19 protein-coding genes are annotated in these 21,586 nt (G+C 71.6%); 15 read left to right on the top strand and 4 right to left on the bottom strand.

Features of this window, described 5'->3' with window-relative positions; genetic code table 11:
- Positions 1-27: 27 nt before the first annotated feature.
- The 3 genes from ABZS69_RS55015 to ABZS69_RS55025 all read left to right on the top strand — a co-directional run bounded on the left by ABZS69_RS55015 (position 28) and on the right by ABZS69_RS55025 (position 1,789).
- Entirely contained in the window at positions 28-294 is a 267-nt protein-coding gene (locus ABZS69_RS55015; RefSeq protein WP_355389292.1) for a hypothetical protein, read from the top strand.
- Entirely contained in the window at positions 291-1,352 is a 1,062-nt protein-coding gene (locus ABZS69_RS55020) for a ferritin-like protein (protein WP_355389293.1), read from the top strand. Before ABZS69_RS55015 ends, ABZS69_RS55020 begins: the two co-directional genes overlap by 4 nt.
- Positions 1,353-1,429: 77 nt before the next feature.
- Entirely contained in the window at positions 1,430-1,789 is a 360-nt protein-coding gene (locus tag ABZS69_RS55025; RefSeq protein WP_355389295.1) for a hypothetical protein, read from the top strand.
- Positions 1,790-1,828: 39 nt separating this feature from the next.
- Here the strand turns inward: ABZS69_RS55025 and ABZS69_RS55030 are convergent, their stop codons facing one another.
- Together ABZS69_RS55030 and ABZS69_RS55035 are read right to left on the bottom strand one after the other, a co-directional pair.
- The gene (locus ABZS69_RS55030; protein WP_355389297.1) at positions 1,829-2,611 is read right to left on the bottom strand and encodes an alpha/beta hydrolase; all 783 of its coding nucleotides are present in this window, start codon (positions 2,609-2,611) and stop codon (positions 1,829-1,831) included.
- A gap of 12 nt (positions 2,612-2,623) precedes the next feature.
- Entirely contained in the window at positions 2,624-3,187 is a 564-nt protein-coding gene (locus ABZS69_RS55035) for a permease (RefSeq protein WP_355389299.1), read from the bottom strand.
- A gap of 202 nt (positions 3,188-3,389) precedes the next feature.
- On the opposite strand from ABZS69_RS55035, the gene ABZS69_RS55040 reads away from it, so the two are divergent.
- On the top strand, positions 3,390-6,095 hold the full coding sequence (locus ABZS69_RS55040; protein ID WP_355389301.1) for an AAA family ATPase: 2,706 nt from the start codon (positions 3,390-3,392) through the stop codon (positions 6,093-6,095).
- Between the two features lie 100 nt (positions 6,096-6,195).
- On the opposite strand, the gene ABZS69_RS55045 is transcribed toward ABZS69_RS55040, so the two are convergent.
- Together ABZS69_RS55045 and ABZS69_RS55050 are read right to left on the bottom strand one after the other, a co-directional pair.
- A complete protein-coding gene (locus ABZS69_RS55045) occupies positions 6,196-6,609 on the bottom strand; it encodes a hypothetical protein (RefSeq protein WP_355389303.1) in 414 nt (137 codons plus the stop codon).
- Positions 6,610-6,723: 114 nt separating this feature from the next.
- Positions 6,724-8,043 (bottom strand): serine hydrolase domain-containing protein, encoded by a 1,320-nt coding sequence (locus ABZS69_RS55050; RefSeq protein WP_355389305.1) that lies wholly within the window; start codon positions 8,041-8,043, stop codon positions 6,724-6,726.
- A gap of 188 nt (positions 8,044-8,231) precedes the next feature.
- Here ABZS69_RS55050 and ABZS69_RS55055 point away from each other — a divergent pair, with 188 nt between their 5' ends.
- The 11 genes from ABZS69_RS55055 (at position 8,232) to ABZS69_RS55105 (ending at position 21,531) form a co-directional block, all read left to right on the top strand.
- The gene (locus ABZS69_RS55055) at positions 8,232-9,263 is read left to right on the top strand and encodes a LacI family DNA-binding transcriptional regulator (protein WP_355389307.1); all 1,032 of its coding nucleotides are present in this window, start codon (positions 8,232-8,234) and stop codon (positions 9,261-9,263) included.
- Positions 9,264-9,455: 192 nt separating this feature from the next.
- On the top strand, positions 9,456-10,352 hold the full coding sequence (locus ABZS69_RS55060) for a sugar ABC transporter permease (RefSeq protein ID WP_355389433.1): 897 nt from the start codon (positions 9,456-9,458) through the stop codon (positions 10,350-10,352).
- Positions 10,345-11,172, top strand: coding sequence for a carbohydrate ABC transporter permease (locus tag ABZS69_RS55065; RefSeq protein ID WP_355389309.1), 828 nt, complete (start codon positions 10,345-10,347; stop codon positions 11,170-11,172). The genes ABZS69_RS55060 and ABZS69_RS55065 overlap by 8 nt, the downstream gene beginning before the upstream one ends.
- A gap of 22 nt (positions 11,173-11,194) precedes the next feature.
- Complete coding sequence (locus ABZS69_RS55070; RefSeq protein ID WP_355389311.1) at positions 11,195-12,475, top strand: ABC transporter substrate-binding protein; 1,281 nt, start codon at positions 11,195-11,197, stop codon at positions 12,473-12,475.
- A 25-nt stretch (positions 12,476-12,500) separates the two neighbouring features.
- Positions 12,501-13,598, top strand: coding sequence for a Gfo/Idh/MocA family oxidoreductase (locus ABZS69_RS55075; RefSeq protein ID WP_355389313.1), 1,098 nt, complete (start codon positions 12,501-12,503; stop codon positions 13,596-13,598).
- Positions 13,595-14,500, top strand: a complete 906-nt coding sequence (locus ABZS69_RS55080) for a PmoA family protein (RefSeq protein WP_355389315.1) — start codon at positions 13,595-13,597, stop codon at positions 14,498-14,500. The genes ABZS69_RS55075 and ABZS69_RS55080 overlap by 4 nt, the downstream gene beginning before the upstream one ends.
- A complete protein-coding gene (locus ABZS69_RS55085) occupies positions 14,497-15,219 on the top strand; it encodes a cupin domain-containing protein (protein WP_355389317.1) in 723 nt (240 codons plus the stop codon). Before ABZS69_RS55080 ends, ABZS69_RS55085 begins: the two co-directional genes overlap by 4 nt.
- Positions 15,220-15,277: 58 nt before the next feature.
- Positions 15,278-19,219 (top strand): carboxypeptidase regulatory-like domain-containing protein, encoded by a 3,942-nt coding sequence (locus ABZS69_RS55090; RefSeq protein WP_355389319.1) that lies wholly within the window; start codon positions 15,278-15,280, stop codon positions 19,217-19,219.
- Between the two features lie 5 nt (positions 19,220-19,224).
- Positions 19,225-20,265 carry a LacI family DNA-binding transcriptional regulator gene (locus ABZS69_RS55095; protein ID WP_355389321.1) on the top strand — a complete coding sequence of 347 codons (1,041 nt, stop codon included), beginning with the start codon at positions 19,225-19,227 and terminating at the stop codon, positions 20,263-20,265.
- Positions 20,266-20,317: 52 nt separating this feature from the next.
- A complete protein-coding gene (locus tag ABZS69_RS55100) occupies positions 20,318-21,040 on the top strand; it encodes a class I SAM-dependent methyltransferase (RefSeq protein ID WP_355389323.1) in 723 nt (240 codons plus the stop codon).
- Positions 21,041-21,114: 74 nt separating this feature from the next.
- Complete coding sequence (locus ABZS69_RS55105; RefSeq protein ID WP_355389325.1) at positions 21,115-21,531, top strand: YbaB/EbfC family nucleoid-associated protein; 417 nt, start codon at positions 21,115-21,117, stop codon at positions 21,529-21,531.
- The last annotated feature ends 55 nt before the right edge of the window (positions 21,532-21,586 follow it).

The raw sequence follows: 21,586 nt of genomic DNA on the forward strand, positions 1-21,586 counted from the left end.
TCGTGCGCGATTCACTGAGGAAGAACGATGAGCATCCCCAACGGTGAGAACGAATTTCTGTACGAGCTCCGGGTCGAGGTCGAGGCCGAAGTGACCCTGGTCGAGTCGAGCCATCCGGAGGAGGTGGCCGAACTGCCGGTCACCGACTGGCTGTTCGACCCGACGGACGCCGAACGCGAGGAGATCGCCCTGCGCGGCCTGCTGGACGCGGTCGAGGTGCTGGAAGAGGACTCCCAGCCGGGCGGCCGCAGTGGATTCCACCCCTTTCCCATAGCTGAGGATGACGACAAGTGACACACGAAGAACTGCCGGCGCCCCGCTCGACGGCGCGGATCGACACGCTCGACAGCCTGCGTGAACACCTGCAGTGGGCGATCGAGCTGGAACACGCGACCTTGCCGCCGTACCTGTGCGCGCTGTACTCGCTCGACCCGGAGCGCAACCCCGAGGCCGTGGACCTGGTGAGCAGCGTCTTCGTCGAGGAGATGCTGCACCTGGCGCTGGCCGCGAACCTGCTCAACGCCGTCGGCGGCCGGCCGCGGCTGGACACGCCGGAGCTGCTCCAGCCGCATCCCCGGCCGCTGCCGCACGGGGATCGCTCGCTGGAGTTGTCGCTGGTTCCCTTCGGGCCGGAAGCACTCGACATGTTCCTGCGGATCGAGCAGCCGTCCCCGCCCGGCGCCCCGGCGGAGGGCGACGCCTACGAGACGATCGGGCAGTTCTACGCCGCCATCGAGGAGGGCCTCCGGTACCTGTGTGAGCAGTTCGGCGAGCAGAAGGTCTTCTCCGGCGACCCGGCCCGACAGCTGACCTCCGATCACTTCCGGCACACCGCCGGACGCCTGGTCGCGGTCGACGGCCTGGCCTCGGCGCTGGCGGCGCTGGAGGAGATCGTCGAGCAGGGCGAGGGCACCGCCCGCGGCGGGGTCTGGGACGGCGACAAAGACGTCTTCCACCCCGAACGCGAAGAGGTCGGGCACTACTACCGGTTCCAGGAGCTCAAGCTCGGCCGGCGGTATCAGCGGGGCGACACCCCGGAGTCCGGGCCCACCGGCGAGAAGATCTGGGTGGATCTGGCCGGCGTACCTCCGATGCGGCGCAACCCGCGGCTGGCCGACCACGCTCCGGGCAGCGCCATCCGCACCGCCCAGGAGGAGTTCAACCACACCTACTGCACCCTCCTGAACCTGCTTGAGCGGGCCTTCAACGGCGATGCGAAGCAGCTCGCGGTCGCCACCGGCACCATGTACGCGCTCAAGGGCCAGGCCCAGGCCCTGATGCGGATGCCCGACGAGGACGGCACCACGGCCGGCCCGACCTTCGAGTACGTGGCGCCCGAACTACGCCGATGAAGCGTCCGGCGCCGACTCGCCATCGGCGGCCCGCGGGTCGAGACTGGCGTGGAGACGTTCCGGGCGAAGGAGGACGCGTGGCAGCGACACGAGTGCTGGTGATCGGTCTCGATCCCGCCAAGATCCAGGGTTGGGACCCGGAGCCGGTCCAGGCGGCGCTGGCCCGCGGGCGGGCCCGTTTCGACGAGTACGGCATCGAGGCCGACTGGTGCCTGGTGGTACTCGACGACAACCCAGAAGGCGCGATCGTGGAGGCGCTGACCGGCGGAGACTACGGCTGCGTGGTGATCGGGGGCGGCATCCGCACGCACGAGCCGTTGCTCGAACTCTTCGAGAAGGTGGTCAACCTGGTCCGGCGGCACGCGCCCGGCGCGGCCATCGCCTTCAACAGCAGCCCCGAGGACTGCGCCGACGCGGCCCTGCGGTGGTTGCGCTAGCCGGCGACCGCCCCCGCCGGCCCCGGCCCGGGTGACCGGTCAGAAGACGTTCTTCAGGAAGGGCAGCAGAGCCTCGACCGTCCGCCCGGGGAACTCCGACATCGGGTAATGGCCCGCGTCGTCGATCACGACGGCCTGCCCCCGCAGCAGCGACGCCTGGGTCCGCGCCTCCGCCGCCGGGTCGGGGAAGTCGGGGTCCTTGGCGCCCATGAGGACCAGGGCGAGGCAGCGGACCTGGGGGATGGCGTGCTCGGCGTCCGGTTCGCGGTTGAGGAGCATGGTGCGCATCGCCGCGCGCCGCTCGGGGTCGCGCAGCATGGCCACCAGCTTGGCGCGGTGTTCGGCCAGGTCGGCGGGCTTGGCGGTGGGGTGCGCCATGGCGTAGTAGAGGCTCCACAGCCGGGGGGACGAGGCGATCAGCCGGACGAGCGCGCGGACGGCGAGGTTGAGGGGGACGGCCCGGATGAAGCCGTCGATCGGGACGATGCCGGCCACCCGCTCGGGCGCCTGGGCGGCGGCGCGGATGACGGCGCCGCCGGCGTAGGAGTTGCCGAGCAGGACGGCGCCGGGCGCGTCCAGCTCCTCCAGCAGGGCCACGATGTCGCCGCCCACCGCCGACTGGGAGTAGTCGTCCCATCCCGCCGACGACTCCCCGTGGCCCCGCAGGTCCGCCGTCACCACCCGGTAGCCCGCCTCCACCAGCGGCGGGCGCAGCGACCGGTAGGCCTCGCGGGTGTCTCCCAGACCGGGTACGCACACCACGAGCGGCCCCTCGCCGGCGGAGTCGTAGGCCAGGCGACCGCCCGGTACGTCAACGAACATTCGCTACCTTCCCTAACTGACGATGTCCACGACGAGGCCCAGCGCGAGCAGCAGGGCCATGGCGCCGCCGGAGGCGATCGCGCGCCAGGTGGTCGAGGCGCGTTCCCGTACCGAGCGGAAGTACAGGACAGCTCCGACGACGATGAGGACCCCCTCCACCACGGCCGTGGCCCACGGGACCTGCCACAGCCCGAGGCCGAGCAGCGGCAGGTCGCCGGCGTTGCCGGGCAGCAGGGGCAGGTCGGCGCGGTGGACGAGCAGGTCGAGCACCCAGTGGCTGAACACCGTCGCGCCCAGCACCCACCCGGCCTTGCGGCCCCACCGCCAGGCGCCGAGGCCGCCGTACAGCGCCGACAGCAGCAGCGCGCCCAGCAACGAGTGGGTGTACTGGGCGTCGATCAGCGCCTCGCCGTAGGTGCCCGGGGCGACGGCCTTGAAGGACTCGATCCCGCCCGCCAGGTACAGGCCGACGAAGACGACGTCGAGGAACTGGGTGGCGAGCATGAGCGACCACAGCGGGACGCGCGGCTGGGCCGCCTTGACCGCGGCGGCCAGCCCGAAGTGTCCGACGAACATTTCAGCGTCCCCTCTTGGCGGCCTGAGCGGCCCAGTGGTCCAGCCCGCCGCACACCGCGACGAACAGCAGTAAAAAGATCAGGAAGTCCACGGCTCTCCTTACGTCTCCGTGTCTCGCGGTACGACGTTAGGGACGGGGAGCGTCTGCCCGGTATCGGACGATTGTCTGGTTAACCGGTCCGGCGGGGGACGGTACATTCTGATGGTGCTGCGGGGGCGTGAGACGGAGCAGGCGGCGATCGAGGCGCTGGTCGCGCAGGCCAGGGACGGCCGGAGCGGGAGCCTGATCCTGCGGGGCGAGCCCGGGATCGGCAAGTCCGCGCTCCTCGACCACGCCGCCCGGTTGTCCGACGGGATGCGTCCGCTGCGCGGCACCGGCATCGAGACCGAGGCCGAGCTGCCGTTCGCGGCGCTCCACCTGCTGCTCCACTCGGCCCTCGACCGGATCGGCAGGCTTCCGGCGCCGCAGGCCAGGGCGCTGGAGGGCGCGTTCGGCCTGGCCGCCGCCCCCGAGGACCGGTTGCTCATCGGCCTGGCCGCCCTGTCGCTGCTCACCGAACTGGCCGAGGACGGCCCGCTGCTCTGCCTGGTCGACGACGCCCAGTGGATGGACCGGTCGTCGGCCGAGGCCCTGCTGTTCGCGGCCCGGCGGCTGCACTCGGAGGGGATCGCCCTGCTGTTCGCGGCCAGGGACGGGTTCCACGCGCCCGGGGTGCCCGAGCTGCGGCTCGAAGGACTCCACCGGCAGGCCGCCGACGACCTGCTGCGCGAGCACACGCCCGGCCTAGGTCCGGCCGTACGGGAGAGGATCCTCGCCACGAGCGGCGGAAACCCCCTCGCCCTGATCGAGCTGCCCCGGATGTCCGACTCGTTCAAGAACGCGCAGGACGGGCTGCCGCTGCCGCGCCGGATCCAGGAGGCGTACGAGGCGCGGATCGCCGTCCTGCCCCCGGGCACCCAGACGATGTTGCTGATCGCGGCACTCGACGACGCCGGGGATCTCGACGTCGTCGTGCGCGCGGCCGGGACGCTGGGGATCGACGCCGCCGCCCTGGGTCCGGCCGAACGCGCCGGTTTCCTGTCCACCGCCGGCGGGCGGCTCGCCTTCGGCCACCCGCTGATGCGTACGGCGGCGGCCCGGCGGGCGGCCTACGACGAGCGCCTGGCCGCGAACCGCGCCCTGGCCGACGTGCTCGACGACGAGCAGGACGCCGACCGCCGCGCCTGGCACCTGGCCGCCGCCGCGACCGGCCGCGACGAACCGATCGCCGCCGCGCTCGAACAGGCGGCGGGCCGCGCCCGCGAGCGCGCCGGCCACGCCGCGGCCGCCGCGGCCCTGGAACGGTCGGCCCGGCTCACCCCCGGCCTGGCCGAACGTGCCCGGCGGCTGGCCCTGGCGGCCGAGGCCGCCGCGGACGCCGGCGCCCTGGAGCACGCGCAGATCCTGGCCGACCAGGCACGGCGGCTGGGCGACGACCCGCTGACCCTCGCCCGGCTGGCGGGGCTGCGCGGCCGGATCGCGTTCGACCGGGGCGCCGTGCACGACGCCCACCGGATCCTCCTCGACGGCGCCGCCTCCATCGCCGATCTGGACCGCAAGGGCGCGGCCCTCCTCCTGCTCGACGCGGTGCGCAACGCGTGGTACCTCAGCGATCCGACGGCCGTCGGCGAGTCCGCGGCGCTGCTCGGCGGCCTGCCGCTGACGCCGGAGGACGGGTTCGACGGGTTCGTCCGGGCGGCGCGCGCGATGGCCGACTTCCTGGCCGGCGACCTGGACCGGGCGCTCCCGCCGTTCCGCGAGCTCATCGCCATGGCCGCGGCGATTCCCTCCGGCCTGACGCCCCTGAGGATCAGCATCTGCTCGCTGGCCGGGATCTCGGGCGACTTCGACAACGGGCTCGCCATCGCCCGCGCGGCGATCGAGGAATGCCGGTCCGACGGCATGATCGGGCTGCTGCCGCTCGCCCAGGCGGTGCTCGCGATCCACCAGATGTACCTCGGGCACTTCCGAGACGCCGTCACGACCGCGACCGAGGGACGCCGGCTCGCCACCGACATCGGCCAGACGCACCGCATCGCCCACTTCGAGAGCGTCATGGCCATGGTGAGCGCCGTCCAGGGCCGCGAACAGGACTGCCGCGAGCTCGCCGAGCGGACGATCGCGCACGGCACCACCCATCCGGTGGCGACGATCGTCGGCTGGGCCGAGTGGGCGCTCGGCCTGCTGGATCTCGGCCAAGGCCGCTTCGAGGCCGCGCTGGAACGCTTCGAGACCGCCGCCCGCGGGCCGCTCCGGCACCAGGTCATGCCCATCTACTTCGCTCCCGACCAGATCGAGGCCGCCGTACGGCTGGGCCTGCCCGACCGCGCCGCGCGGCCGCTCGCCCGCTTCGAGTCCTGGGCCACGGCCGCCCGCCACCCGTGGGCGGACGCCGTACTGCACCGTTGCCGGGCCCTGCTCGCCCATGACGACGACGAGGCGGAACGGCATTGGGAGAGGGCCGCCCGGTCGCACGCCGACGCGAACCGGCCGTACGAACGGGCCCGCACCGACCTGCTCTATGGCGAGTGGCTGCGCCGCGCCCGCCGCAAGACCGAATCCCGGACCCGCCTGCGCGCCGCGCTGGAGACCTTCGAACGCGCCGGGGCCCTGCCGTGGGCCGAGCGGGCCCGCGCCGAGCTGCGCGCGGCCGGCGAGACCGTGGCCCAGGGCGCCCCCGAGCCGGCCGCCCTGCTCTCACCCCAGGAGCTGCAGGTGGCACGCCTCGCCGCCACGGGGGTCACCAACCGCGAGATCGCCGCGCAGCTGTTCATCAGCCCCAAGACCGTCAGCCACCACCTGTACCGGGCCTTCCCCAAGCTCGGCGTCAGCACCCGCACCGAGCTCGCCCGCCTCGACCTGGGCTGACCATGTAAGCCGTGACGGGCCCGTGCGCGAAGGGACCCGCCCGAAGCCGGCCGTGAAGAAAAACGGTCCGGCGCGAAGCGCCGGACCGTTCGGAGGCGGATTAGTAGATGCGGTACTTACGGCCGCAGTTGTCGGACTTGCCGGCCCAGCAGGTGAAGGTGTAGACCTTCTTGATCCCCTTGCCGCTCCAGCTCCCGACCACCTTGCCGTCGAACGAGCGGTTGAACTTGTGCCAGCGGCCGTTCTGGTAGAACTCGAACCACACCCAGCCCTTCTTCCCGCCGACCTTGTCCACGCCGTACCACTTCGTGTGGACCACACCGCCGCTCTTCCACGTCTTGCCGAACGTGTAGGCCTTGCGGTCACTGGAGAAGAACTTCCCCCAGCTCGTCCCCGTCCAGGTCGTGGTGGCGGCGGTCGTGGTGGTGGCGGCCTGGGCGGCGGCCGGGCTCAGGGCGAGGCCGGTGACGGCCATCGAACCGGCCAGAGCCGCGATCGCGAGGGTCTTACGCATTGGGTTCCTCCCCGTTTGTCGTGCGCCGGTTGACCCGGCAGCAGGGACATTACGGAGATTCCGTGCGATCAACTGTGGACAAATCCGCACTCCGGGAGTGACGGGCAGCACACATCAACGGACCGAGACCGCCAGCCTGTCCGCGGGGAACGGGGTGAGCGGGAGCCGGGAGGACTTGGCCTCGGGCGCGGTGGTGCCGCACAGGGACAGGAACAGGTGGTCGACCAGGGCGAAGTCGATCGGGCTCGGCACGAGCTGGCCGTTCTCGTCGATCTGCTGGTACTTCGCACGGTTGATCCCGAAGGACAGCTGGCGGCTGCCGTCCGGGCTGGACAGCGACTGCGTGATCATCCCGAACACGCCCCCGTCGTGTCCCCAGAAGCGGCCGCACGGCAGGTCGAGGGAGTAGAGGCCGAGGCCGTAGTTGATGGGGGCCCCGCCGGCCAGCACCGTCACCGTCTTCTGCATCTCGGCGACCTGCGCGGCGCCGACCAGCTCGCCGCGCAGCAGCGCGCGGTAGAAGCGGTTGAGGTCGTCCATCGTGGACACGATCGCGCCTGCCGTGCCGGCCCACGACATGTTGTAGACGCTGTAGTCGCGCGGCGGGTCGATCAGGCCGAACAGCGATTCGTACGCCTTGGAGTGCGGCCCCGGGATGGACGGGGTGCGCGGGAAGGACGTGTGCCGAAGGCCCGCCTTGCGGATGACGTTGCGGGTGATGTACTGCTGGGCGTCGGTGTCCGTCACCTTCTCCAGGAGCAGGCCGGCCAGGATGTAGTTGGTGTTCGAGTACGAGCCGGGCGTCGCCCCGGGCTCGCCGGTCGGGGCGGCGGCCAGGCCCAGCCCGACCAGCTCCTTCGGGGTGAACGTGCGGAAGCGGTTGTCGTCCAGGCTCTTGCCCGACGGCTCCAGCAGCGACGGGAACGCCGAGGCCACGTAGTCGCCGATGTGGCTGGTGTGGTTGAGCAGCATCCGCACGGTGATCCGCCGGCCGCGCTCGCCGGGGACGAGGTCGGGGAGATAGCGGCCGATCGGGGCGTCCAGGGCGATGGCGCCGCGTTCCACCTGCTGGAGGATGGCCACCGAGGTGAACGTCTTGGTGATGCTGCCCACCCGGTGCACCATGTCGGGCCGCACGGGGCGGCCGGTGTCGACGTCGGCCACGCCGGACGCGCCCTGCCAGACCTGCCCCTGATCGCGCACCTGCGAGTAGATGCCGTACATGCCCGCCTCGTGGACGGCGTCCAGGGACTTGCGGAGCGCCTGCCGGTCCAGCCCGCCATCCTGGCCGGTCGCGGTGGTGGTCGCCGTCTGGGCGGCGGCCGGCGCGGTGAGGGTCGCCGCGGCGAGCAGCACCCCCAGCCCGGTCGCGAGGGCCAGTCGTCTGGCGCGCCCCACGGCCGAGATCAATGTCCTGAATCGGAGGGATGTCATGGTCGTCAGCATGATTGAGCCGGGCTCGCGGGGTTAGTCCGCGGTGTCACCAGGTCCCCATGACACGGGTCACCCCGGTCCCATGACAATCTCGGCCTTCCGGATGACCTGTCTGGCTGGCGGGCCCGCGGACCCCGTACGGGTACTCTGCATAACCGGTCTGTTCGCCATCGGAAAGGACACCGCGCATGCCCCATGCGGCGAGGCCCACGGTCACGCTGCACGACGTGGCCGCGGCGGCCGGAGTCTCGATCGCCACCGCGTCCAGGGTCCTGGGCGGCAGCACACGGAAGGTGGCGCCCGAGAACGAGGCCCGCGTGCTGGCCGCGGCGGCGGCCCTGCGCTACACGGTGGACGCCTCGGCCAGGGCGATGCGCCGGGCGAGCGACTCGATCGCGCTCGTCGCCGACGACCTCACGACGCCGTCCATCGCCATGGTCGTGGCCGCGATGGAACGCGAGGCCCGCACGGCCGGCGCGTTCGTCACCGTGTCGTCCACCATGGCGTCGGTCGAGCGGCAGTTCGAGACGGTCCGGCTGCTGCGATCGCTGCGGCCGCGCGCGCTGGTGCTGACCTCCAGCCGGTTCATGGCGAACGCGCTCGGCGGGCGGCTGCTCAAGGAGCTCGTCTCGTACGAGCGCGAAGGCGGCCGGGTGGTGATCGTCGGCGAGACGGACATGACTTTCGACGCGATCGGATTCGACGATTTCGCGGCCGGGCGTTCGGCCGGCGCATTCGTCGCGGAAACCGGGCACCGGCGGGTGGCGATATTCGGCGGCGCTCGCGAGCGTCGCAACATGGGCTCGCGGACGGCCGGTTTTGTGGAGGGACTTCGCGCCGGAGGGGTTGACGAGCGGGATATCCGGGTCGTTTATTGTGAAGTCAGCCGCCAGGGTGGATTCGACGCGGCGCGGCGGCTGGCCGGGGAGGGGATGTCCGGCACGGACGCGGTTCTCGCGGTCAACGACACCGTCGCCATTGGCGCGATGTCGGGATTTCGCGCCGCCGGGCTGGCCGTTCCCGAGGACGTTTCCGTGACGGGCATCGACGATATTCCGCTCGCCGGGGATGTGACGCCGCGATTGACGACTGTCGCGCTTCCGCTGGCGCAGGCGGGGGCCGAGGCGATCCGTTTCGCATTGGGAAATGCGGGTGTGGGGCGGCGGCTCACGCTGGAAGGGCGGCTGATCGTGCGCGAAAGCACCCGTATGCGGTCGTAGCCCCCGTCACCCCGCCCCGCTCGATGCCCGTGGCGCCGCCTCACCATGGGTGCCCGGCCTCTGTAGTCGCTCGGTAACATCCTTGACGCGCAGGTAACGCGCGTGCAAACTGCGGAATACGTTTTCCAACGGAATACGTTTTCCAGCAACCCACGGAGGTCACGTGTGAGTGCTCTCGGCGAGCTCCAGCGCATGCGCAAGGGCAGCCGCGGACCCCTCGGCGGCGGCAAGCGGGACAACAGGGCCGCCTTCGCGTTCCTCGCCCCCTGGTTCGGCGGCCTGCTGTTCATCACGGCCGGCCCGATCGTGGCCTCCTTCGTGCTGGGCTTCACCGACTACAACCTCATCCAGCCGCCCACCTTCAACGGCCTGGACAACTTCGCCCGCATGCTCACCGACGTCCGCCTCCACCGGGCGCTCGGCGTCACGCTGATCTACGTCGTCGTCTCCGTCCCGCTGCAGCTGGCCGCCGCCCTGGGGCTGGCGCTGCTGCTCGACAAGGGCCTGCGCGGGCTGGCGTTCTACCGGTCGGCGTTCTACCTGCCGTCGCTGCTCGGCTCCAGCGTGGCCGTCGCGGTGCTGTGGCGGCAGATCTTCGGCGCGGACGGCCTGGTCAACCAGCTGTTCGGCATCGAGGGCCGGGGCTGGATCTCCGACCCGGACACCGCGCTGTCGACGCTGATCATCCTCAACGTGTGGACGTTCGGCGCCCCAATGGTGATCTTCCTGGCCGGGCTGCGCCAGATCCCGCGGATGTACTACGAGGCCGCGGCCACGGACGGGGCGGGGAAGTGGACGCAGTTCAGGAACATCACGATCCCGCTCCTGTCACCGATCGTCTTCTTCAACCTGGTCCTGCAGATAATCCACGCGTTCCAGTCGTTCACGCAGGCGTTCGTGGTCTCGGGCGGCACCGGCGGGCCGTCCGACTCGACCCTGTTCTACACGCTCTACCTGTACCAGCGCGGGTTCAACAACTTCGACATGGGATACGCCTCGGCGCTCGCCTGGCTGCTCCTGGTGATCATCGCCGGCTTCACCGCCGTCAACTTCTGGGCCGCCAAATTCTGGGTCGTTTACGATGACTGAACTCCGAAAGCCGATCAAGCACGCCGCCCTCATCCTCCTCGCGCTGGTCATGCTCTATCCGGTGCTGTGGATGGTGGTCAGCTCCCTGAGGCCCGACAACGAGATCTTCCGCCGCCCCGGCCTGATCCTCGACGGGCTCCGGATCCAGAACTACGGCGAAGGCTGGGCCGCCCTCGCGTCCCCGTTCGGCCACTACCTGGCCAACTCGGCGATCCTCGTGCTGGCCTGCATCATCGGCAACCTGGTGTCCTGCTCGATGGCCGCGTACGCGTTCGCCCGGCTGGAGTTCAGCGGCAAGCGCCTGTGGTTCGCGATCATGCTCGGCACCATAATGCTGCCGATCCACGTGATCATCGTGCCGCAGTACATCATGTTCTCCCAGCTCGACTGGGTGAACACGTTCCTGCCGCTGGTGGTGCCGAAGTTCCTGGCCACGGACGCGTTCTTCGTCTTCCTCATGGTGCAGTTCATCCGCGGCCTGCCGCGCGAGCTGGACGAGGCGGCCAGGATCGACGGCTGCGGCCATCCGAGGATCTTCCTGCGGATCATCCTGCCGCTGATGCTCCCGGCCCTCGCCACCACGGTGATCTTCACGTTCATCTGGACCTGGAACGACTTCTTCAGCCAGCTCATCTACCTGACGGACCCGGAGATGTACACGGTGCCGGTGGCGCTGCGCTCGTTCGTGGACGCCACCGTCTCGACCTCGTGGGGATCCATGTTCGCCATGAGCGTGGTGTCCCTGGCTCCGGTCTTCATCGCCTTCCTCGTCGGCCAGCGTTACCTCATCCGAGGCATCGCCACGACCGGCGGCAAGTAACCCCCCGCGAAGAGGAATCATCATGCGACGAACAGCCCTCGTCATGGCGTCGGTCCTCATGCTCAGCGCGTGCGGCAGCGGCGGCAGCGCCAGTCAGGAGTTGTCGAAGGACCCGGTCACCCTCCGCTTCACCTGGTGGGGCGCGGACGAACGGCACAAGCGCACCCAGCAGGTCATCGACCTCTTCCAGAAGAAGTACCCGAACATCACGGTCAAGGGCGAGTTCAAGGACTGGAACGGCTACTGGGAGAGCCTCGCGACCACGGTGGCGGCCAACGACGCGCCGGACGTCATCCAGATGGACGAGCTCTACCTCTCCTCGTACGCAGAGCGCGGCGCCCTGCTCGACCTCGGCACCGCGGGCAAGTATCTGAAGACCGCCGACTTCGACAAGTCCGCCCTGGACACGGGCGTCGTCAAGGGCAAGCAGTACGCGCTGCCCGTCGGCCTGTCCACGTACGCGATCGTCGCCAACACCGACCTCCTCGACCAGTTCAAGATCAAGCTCCCGGACGACGGCACCTGGTCGTGGGAGGACCTGAAGAAGGTCGGCGACGAGGTCTCGAAAGCGGGCGGCGGCAAGGTCACCGGCGTGCAGTCGCTCGGCTTCGATGCGGGCGGGCTCAACATCTGGGCCAGGCAGGCGGGCGCGGCCCTGTTCGACGCGAACGGCAAGGTCGCCGTCCCGCCGGAGGTGCTGACCTCGTACTGGACCTACCTCCGCGACCTGGCCAAGCAGGGCGTCACGCCGCCGCCGTCGGTCACCATCGAGCGGGCCGGCGGCTCGCTCGACCAGTCGGGCACGGCCACGAACGCGTCGGTCTTCGCCACCTGGTGGAACACCCAGCTCAGCTCGCTGACCACGGCGAGCGGCGCCAAGCTGAAGCTGCTCAGGCTCCCCGGCGAGTCCCAGGCCAAGTCGCCCGGCGCGTACTTCAAGTCCTCGATGTACTGGTCGATCTCGGCGCGCGGCAAGCACCCGGCCGAGGCCGCGCTGTTCGTGGACTTCCTGGCCAACAGCCAGGAGGCGGCCGACATCCTGCTGACCGACCGCGGCGTCCCCGCGAACAGGAAGATCCGCACGGCCATCACCCCGAAGCTCACCGAAACGGACAAAGCTGCAGCGGAGTACCTGGACACCGCCAAAGTCGGGCAAGCCCCTAGAGTGACCCCGAATGGCGCCAGCGATCTCGAGGCCATCATCAAGCGGCACACGGAAGAGGTGCTGTTCGACCGGGAGACCCCGGAGCAGGCGGCCAAGTCGTTCATCACGGAGCTGCAGGCCGAGATCGACGGCGCCTGACGCACCCCCACAGAGGAGCATCATCTTGAGTCAACGGAACTACCGGGCCGCGATCGTCGGGACCGGCGCGATCGCCCACGCGCACGCGCAGGCGCTGCTCGGGTCGGGGCGGGCGGAGCTCGTGGCGGTGGCGGACGTGGACGCCGGGCGGGCGGGCGAGTTCGCCGGGAAGTACGGCGGGCCGAGCACCCACGCGAGCCTGGACGACCTGCTGCGGGAGGAGCAGGTGGACCTCGTCCACCTGTGCACGCCGCCCCAGCTGCACGCCCCGCTGGCCATCGCGTGCCTGGAGGCCGGGGTCACGGCGCTGGTGGAGAAGCCGCCGACGCTCTCGCTCGCGGAGTTCGACGCGGTGATCGAGGCGGAGCGGCGCTCGACGGCGCACGTAGCGACCGTCCTGCAGCACCGCTTCGGGGCGGGCGCGCTGCGGCTGCGCCGCCTGCAGGAGGCCGGCGAGCTGGGCCGCCCGCTGCTGGCCACCTGCAACACCCAGTGGTACCGCGACGAGGCGTACTACGCGGTCCCGTGGCGCGGCACGTGGGAGTCGGAGGGCGGCGGCCCGACGATGGGGCACGGCATCCACCAGTTCGACCTGCTGTTCTCGGTGCTCGGCCCGTGGCGCGAGGTCACGGCCGTGGCCGCCCGCCAGGCGCGCCCGGTGGACACCGAGGACGTGTCGCTGGCGCTGGTGACGTTCGAGAGCGGCGCCGTGGCCACGATCGTGAACTCCGTCGTCTCCCCGAGGCAGACCTCCCAGCTCCGGTTCGACTACGAGCGCGCCACCGTCGAGGTGGAGCACCTGTACGGCTACACCGACGACGACTGGACCGTGACCCCGGCGCCGGGCCAGGAGGGCGTCCTGGACCTGTGGGCGCAAGGCCGCACCACCACGTCCAGCGGCCACGACGGCTGGCTCGCCGCCGTCTTCGACGCGCTCGACCGGGACGAGGCGCCGCCGGTCACCGCCGAGGACACCCGCCGGACGATGGAGTTCATCTCCGCGCTGTACGCCTCCGCCTTCACCGGCGAACGCGTACAGGCCGGACAGATCACTGCCGACAGCCCGTTCGCCCTGCGCATGGACGGCACGGGCGCCCCTTGGGAGAAGGTGAGGAACCCGTGAGCCTGCAGGCCACCCACGCGCTCGGCCGGTCGGTGACCGTCGCGGCCGGTGACGTCGAGCTGTTCACGTACGTCTACAGCCCCGACACGCCGGTGCTGGAGTCGCCCAAGCCGTACCTGCACCCGATCCGCACCCTCGGCGGCCGGCCGGTGTCGCTGTTCCGGCCGCACGACCACGTCTGGCACAAGGGCATCGCCTGGTCGCTGCCGCACGTGGGGGAGCACAACTTCTGGGGCGGGCCGACGTACGTGCACGGCCGGTTCTACGTGCAGCTGGAGAACAACGGCAGCGCCACGCACCGCGAGATGACCACTCTGGCGGCCACCGGCGAGCGCGTCGAGCTCGGGCACACGCTCGACTGGACCGCGCAGGCCGGCGACCCGGTCATCGAGGAGCGGCGCTCGCTGGCCGCGCACGTCGTGGACGAGGCCACGTGGGCGCTGGTGTTCGACACGGAGATGACGAACGTGTCGGGCGGCACGCTCTCGTTCGGCTCCCCGACCACGAAGGGCCGGGAGAACGCCGGGTACGGCGGGCTCTTCTGGCGCGGGCCCAGGTCGTTCACCGGCGGCGTCATCCAGTCGCCGGCCGGCGCGGGCGGGGACGAGCTGCGCGGCACGCGCGCCGAGTGGTTCGGCTTCCGCGGCCGGCACGACGAGACCGGCGACCACTCGACGGTCGTCATGGTGGACGCCGCCGACAACCCGCGGCACCCGCCGCAGTGGTTCGCGCGCAGCGAGGACTTCGCCTGCCTGTGCCCGGCGCCGTTCTTCAGCGAGGAGGTCGAGCTGCCGGACGGGCAGTCGCTGCGCTTCCGGTACGCGGTCGTGATCGCCGACGGCGACCGGGGCGAGGAGGGGACGGAGCTGCTGGCCAAGCAGGGGAGGGCGGCGCTGGCATGACGTTCCCCGGAGGCACGTCCGTCAGCCGCCTGACGGTCTACTCGGGCAGCCCGTGCGCCGACGGCCTGGAGGGCGGCACGCCGCACCTGCACACGGCCTCGACGGAGGCGTACGTGGTCGTCGGCGGGCACGGCACGCTGCAGACGCTCGACGTGCACGGGCTGCGCGAGACCTCGCTGAGCGCCGGGACGACCGTGTGGTTCACGCCCGGCACCATCCACCGGGCGGTCAACCACGGGGGCCTGGAGGTGGTGGTCGTGATGTCGAACGCGGGCCTGCCCGAGGCCGGGGACGCGGTCATGACGTTCCCCCCGGAGATCGTGGCCGACCCGGACCGCTACCGCCAGGCCGCCACCCTGCCCGCCGAGGGGCAGGAGGAGGCCGTACGGCGCCGGCGCGAGCTGGCCGTCGAGGGTTTCCTGCGCCTGGCCGACGCCGCAGCCGGCGGCGACCTGGCCCCGCTGCACCGCTTCTACGACCAGGCCCTCGCCCTCGTCCGCCCCAAGGCGGCCGCCTGGCGCGCGATCTGGGAGGACACGGTCGCCGAGGAGACCCGCCGCACCGCCGGGATCCTCGACGCCCTGGAGCGGGGCGACGGCGCGCACCTGCGGCGCTCCGCCCTGATGGAGAGCCCGCCGCACGACCGGTGGGGCATGTGCGGCAACCTGCGCGCGCACGACGTGGCCCACCCGATCGTCCACACCCCAGAACCGAGCTGATCGCCCACCGGCGCGCCCCCCGAGGGGGCGCGCCGCATCACCCCCCAGGAGCCCGGCGATGTTCCCCCAACTGCTGACCGCTGCTGCCATGATCCTGACCTTCGCCCAGCCCGCCACGGCCCCGGCCACGGCTACGGCCACGGCGGGCACCACGTACTACGTCGACGCCACGGCGGGCGACGACTCGGCCTCGGGCCTCGACCAGGCCCACCCCTGGAAGAGCCTGGGCAGGGTGAACGACACCACGTTCCGCCCGGGCGACCGCATCCTCCTGCGCGCCGGCGAGCGGTGGACCGGCCAGCTCTGGCCCAAGGGCTCGGGCGAGAGCGGCGCGCCGATCACCGTCGACCGGTACGGCGAAGGCGGTAAGCCCCGCATCGACGGCGCGGGCCAGGCCGGCGACGCCGTCCGGCTGTTCAACCAGGAGTTCTGGACCATCCGCAACCTGGAGGTCACGAACGAGGTGCCGCCGACGGGCACCCCCGGCGAGAACCTGCGCGACCTGCGCGGCATCCACGTCTCCGGCGACAACAGCCAGACCCTCGACGGCTTCGTCATCGACGCCGTGGACGTGCACGACGTCACCGGCCAGGTCAACTGGATCAGCGGCAGCACCGACGGCAACGCGCCCGGCGTGCGCTTCAAGACCGGGTGGGACGGCTCGAAGAAGACGGGCGGCATCGTGTTCGACACGACGGTGCCCGACATCCACGCGCCGCCGGACAGGGCGACCGTGCTGAACGACGTGGTCATCCAGAACTCCACGGTCGCCAACACCTCGTTCGCCGGGATCGTGGTCAAGCAGTACACCGGGGACGGCAAGAACGACGCGGGCGAGACGATCGCCACGGCAACCGGCTGGGGCACGCGGCAGAACGCGGACGACCCCAAGTTCACCCCGCACACGAACATCGTCATCAGGAACAACCACGTCACCCAGGCCGGCACGGCCTACGGCTGCAACGGCATGTACCTCACGAACGTCCGGGGCGCGCTGGTCGAGCACAACGTCGTCTACCGGGCGGGCACCTCGGGCATCGAGTCGTACTACGCCGACGACGTGACGTTCCAGTTCAACGAGGTGTACGAGACGCAGCAGAAGGCCGGCGGCGCCGACTCCAACGGGATCGACCCGGACAAGGGCACCACCCGGCAGGTCGTGCAGTACAACTACCTGCACGGCAACGGCGACGGCGTGCTGCTGTGCCAGTTCGCGTTCGGCGACGCCGTGGTCAGGAACAACGTGATCGCGAGCAACACCCGCTACCAGATCTACCTGCACTCCGACCGGGCCGCGACCGCCAAGGTCTACAACAACACGATCTACAACGACAAGAGCGACTACCTCATCTACGGGTACGGCTCCTACATCGAGGCCCGCTACGACATCTCCAACAACCTCCTGTACTCCACGCGCCCGGCGACGCTGACGACCAGCCCGACCATCGCCTACAGCCACAACCTGTACGGCGGCGCCGGCCTCGCGGTCCCGGCCGGCGACGCGGACGCCGTGGTGTCGGACCCGCTGTTCGCGAAGGCGCCGCCGACCGGCCCGTACGGCACGCCGGAGTCGGGTCCCCGGCTCGACACCGCGTACGGCCTGCGCGTCTCCTCCGGCTCGTACGCGATCGACGCGGGCGCCGAGATCGCCGGGAACGGCGGCCGCGACTACGCCGGGACCCCGCTCTACAACGGCGGCGCGGACCTCGGCGCCTTCGAGTACACCACCGCCCAGGACGCCACCACCGAGTCCGTCATCGGCGTCGCCCGCACCCCCTCGGGCGCCCCCGTCGCCGGGGCGACCGTGACGGCGGCCGGAAAGACCGCGACCACCGGGGCCGACGGCCGGTTCGCGATCAGGGACCTCCCCTTCGCCGACGGCGTCGAGGTGACCGCCACCAGGAACGGCTACGCGAGCGCCACGGAGACCGTGGACGTGCGCCCCGGCAACACCGTCACCGTCCGCCTGAGCATGGCCTCGGCCAGCACGGTCGGCTCGGTCACCGGGCGCGTGCTCGACCAGGCCGCCCGCCCGCTGGCCGGCGCCACGGTCACCGTCAAGGACGGCGGCCAGGCCCTCGCCACCGCGACCAGCGGCGCCGACGGAGCCTTCACCGTCGCGAACGTCCCGGTGGGAGAGGGGTACGCGGTCCAGGCCGCGTCCGGCGGGTACGTGACGGCCACCCGGTCAGGGGTATCCGTGGCGGCCGCCACGGCGACCGACGCGGGCGCGCTGCTCCTCGTCCGCCCGATCCCGGACTACGTGGCCGTGCACGACTTCGACGACCTGCCGGCCGGGCCGCTGACCGGCGGTGACGGCCTCACCGTGAGCGCCGCCGGCGGGAGCGTCGAGGTCGTCGAGACGCCGGGCGGCAAGAGCCTGAAGCTCACCCGCACCGCGAACACCGGCAGCACCAGCGTCTCCCAGGCGTTCGCGCTGAAGGGCGTCGTGACCGTCGAGGCCCGCGTCATGAGCGAGGAGCCCTACACCTCGGGCAACCATTGGTGGTCCGTCCCCTATGTCAGGAACGCGAGCGGCCAGAACGCCGTCAGCCTCGCCTTCACCAAGAACACGATCGTCGCCTACGCGGGCACGACCACGCGCACGGTGGGCGCGTACGAGCCGGGCCGCTGGTACCACGTCAAGGCCGTGATCGACACCGTCAACCAGCGCTTCGACCTGGTCATCGACGGCCGGAAGGCGATCGAGGGCGCCGCGTTCAGGACCGCGATGGACACCGTGGCGCAGATCGACTACTACGCCAACAGCAGCAACTACGGCGGCATCCACCTCGACGACCTCCGGGTCGCCCAGGGCGTCGGCCTCGCCCGCGACGACGCGGGCCTGCTCGGCGTCGACACCAGCCAGGGCGTGCCCGCCGGCGGCGTGCTGGACGTGCCCGCCAGGGTCGCCGAGGTGGAGGTGACCGCCGTGGCGCGCAGCCCGTTCGCCAGGTCGGTGAGCATCTCCGGCGAGCGCGCCGACGGCGCGCAGGTGACGCGGAAGGTCACGCTCGGCGCGACGGGAGCCGAGGTGCCCATCGTGGTCACCGCCGAGGACGGCACCGAGGCCACCCACACCCTCCAGATCAGGCGTCGCCCGCTCGCCCAGGACACCACCCTGTCCGCCCTCGTCCCGGACGCGGGCACGCTGGAGCCGGCCTTCGACCCCGACGTCCTCGGATACGCCCTGACCGTCCCCGGGGACCGGGTCGCGTTCACGCCGACCGCGCTCAACCCGAAGGCCGTCATCACGGTCCAGGGCCGGGAGGTCGCGAGCGGCGCCGCCTCCCCGCCCGTCGAGCTCCCCGTCGGCGACACCGAGGTCGCGGTCAGGGTGGTCGCCGAGGACGGCACGGCCGACGCCACGTACCGGATCAAGGTCACCCGTCCCGAGCCCCAGCTGCCGCAGGACGGCGCCACCGCGCCGCCCGCGCGGGCGGCGCTCTCGACCACGAGCGGGTGGCGGGACGGCCTCCACGACGGCACCTACGACGTGACCATGAAGCTCTGGTACGGCGTCAACGCCAGCGTGTTCGTCCTGTACGAGAACGGCAAGGAGATCGCCAGGCGCGACCTCACCCCGAAGACGCCGTCGGCCCAGAAGGCCACCGTCCCCGTCACCGGCCGCCGCAACGGCACCTACGTCTACACCGGCGAGCTGCTCAACCAGGCCGGCCGGACCGCCACCACGTCCGCGAAGGTCGTCGTGACCGACGCGAACCCCGGCAAACCCGTGCTCAGCTCCGACAACTGGGACGGCGACGGCGACTACACCATCCGCATGAACCTCTGGTGGGGCACCAACGCCACCGCCTACCGCCTCTACGAGGACGGCGTGCTGGTCGACACCCAGCAGCTCGACGCCGCCACCCCGGCCGCGCAGAGCGCCGCCACCGTCCTGTCCGGACGGCCGGCGGGGACGCGCACGTACGTGGCGGAGCTGGCGAACGCGGCAGGTGTGACCAGGAGCGATCCGCTGACTCTGGTGACAGAATGACAGATATGGAGGAGGGGTCCACGGCCCCGCCGACCCTGCACGACGTGGCCCGCGAGGCGGGCGTGTCCATCGCGACGGCGTCTCGCGCGCTCAACGGCAGCACGCGCAACGTCAGGTCCGAGAACGTCTCCAGGGTGCGCGCGGCGGCGGCCAAGCTCAACTACGAGCCGCACCTGTCGGCGCAGGCCATCGCGAGGGGTTCGACCAGGACCGTCGCGCTGGTGGTGCGCGACGTGGCGGACCCCTACTTCTCGGTCATCGCCGCCGGGGTCACCGAGGCGGCGGAGGCCGCGCAGCTCATCGTCACCATGGCGGTGGCGGACGGGTCGCCCGAGCGCGAGCTGGAGATCGTCAGGACGCTCCGGGGCCAGCGGCCGCGCGTCATCATCGTCGCGGGCAGCCGGGTCGCGGGTTCCGGGACCCGGGACGCGCTCGTCGAGGAGCTGGAGCAGTACCGGACGGCGGGCGGGCGGGTCGTCATGATCAGCCAGCGTGACCTGCCGTTCGGCACCGTCACGATCGACAACCACGGCGGCGCCCGCGACCTCGCGCGGGCGCTGCTGGCGGCGGGCTACCGGCGCTTCGCCGTCTTCCACGCCCCGGACGAGCTGCACACGTCCCGCGACCGCCGCGACGGCTTCCGCGCGGGGCTGGGCCCCGGCGCGGCCGAGCCGCTGGCGATTGAGACGGCCTTCACCCACGCGGGCGGCTACGACGCGGCACGCCGGCTGGTGGAGCGGGGGCCGGTGGAGGTGGAGGCGGTGTTCGCGGTCAACGACGTGATGGCGATCGGCGCCATGACGGCCTTCCGCGACGCCGGGGTGGTGCCGGGCAGGGACCTCGGGGTGGCGGGCTTCGACGACATCGCCTCGGCGCTGGACGTCGTGCCCGCCCTCACCTCCGTGGCCGTGCCCCTGCGGGAGGCGGGCCTGAGCGCGATGCGGCTGGCGCTGTCGGAGGACGAGGGCGCGCCCGACGTGCGGCTCCCGGCCCGCGTTGTCCTGCGCGACAGCACCCCCGGCATCGCTCTCCCGAGGGGGAAGTAGGCGGGCGAAAAGCACGTGCGGGACGGCCGCTCCCCGGGGGACGATCACGGCCATGGACTACGAGGAGCTGATCCGCGACGCGCTGGCCACGCCGTTCGAGGGGTGGGACTGGGCGGTGTTCCGCGGCCGGATGACCGCGGACGACGACCTGCCGTGGGACTACGAGCGGCTGGTGCGCGAGCGCCTGCCGCACACGCCGTCCCTGCTCGACCTCGGCACCGGCGGGGGCGAGCTGCTGTCGTCCCTGACGCCGCTCCCGCCGCGCACCGCCGCCACCGAGGGCCACCCGCCGAACCTGCCGATCGCCCGCGACCGCCTGGAGCCGCTGGGCGTCGAGGTGGCCGAGTCGGCCCGGCACTTCCCCGACGGCTCGTTCGGGCTGATCGCCGACCGGCACGAGGCGTTCGACCCGCACGAGATCCGCCGCCTCCTGGCCGAGGGCGGCACGTTCGTCACCCAGCAGGTGGCCGGGCGCGACCTGGAGGAGCTCAACGCGGCGCTGGGCGGCCCGCCGCACGAGGACCACACCTGGGACCTCGCCACCGCGACCGCCGCGCTCGACGCCGCCGGACTCGAGGTCACCTGGAGCGCGGAAGCCGCCTACCCCGTCGCGTTCCACGACGTCGGAGCGGTCGTGCTGTTCCTGCGGGTCGTCTCCTGGCAGGTGCCGGGCTTCGACGCGCGTGCGTACGAGGACCGCCTGCGCGCGCTGCACGGCGACATGCCGCTGAAAGCGACCGCCCGCCGGTTCGCCCTGACCGCCCGGCGGGCCTGACCGCCACGCTTCAACTTTTTCCGAAATGGAGCGCCTCCCCCGTACTCTCCCGTCGCAGAGACCCGGGAGGTACGGTGAACGACTTCGACCCCGAAGAGCTGGAACGGATCACCGCGCGGGCGGAGGACATGCTGGCCCGCGTCGAGGAGCTCAGGAGCGAGATCGACGTGGTCGTCGGCCACGGCGAGACGGCGGACGGGCTGGTACGCGTGACCGCCGGCTCCTCCGGCCGGCTCATGGACGTCGTCCTCGCGCCGCGCGCCATGCGCCTGGACAGCCACAAGCTGGCCGAGGCCATGCTGCTGGCCGCGCAACAGGCCCAGGACGACGTCGCCGCCAAGGTCGACGCGGTCATGGCCGAGTCGCTCGGCGGCGCGCTGCCCGGCAAGGAGCTGATCGACGAGGAGTTCGGCAGCGTGCTGGAGTCGTTCGAATCGTCCATGGACGAGCGGTTGCGGGCCATCGAGGACCGGACCCGTGACCACCGGTGATCGGACACTTCCAGGTTATTTGAAGGAACCTCGCGATCCGCGGCCGTCCCCCTAG

The organism is Nonomuraea sp. NPDC005650 (assembly GCF_040605375.1).
Lineage (GTDB): Bacteria > Actinomycetota > Actinomycetes > Streptosporangiales > Streptosporangiaceae > Nonomuraea.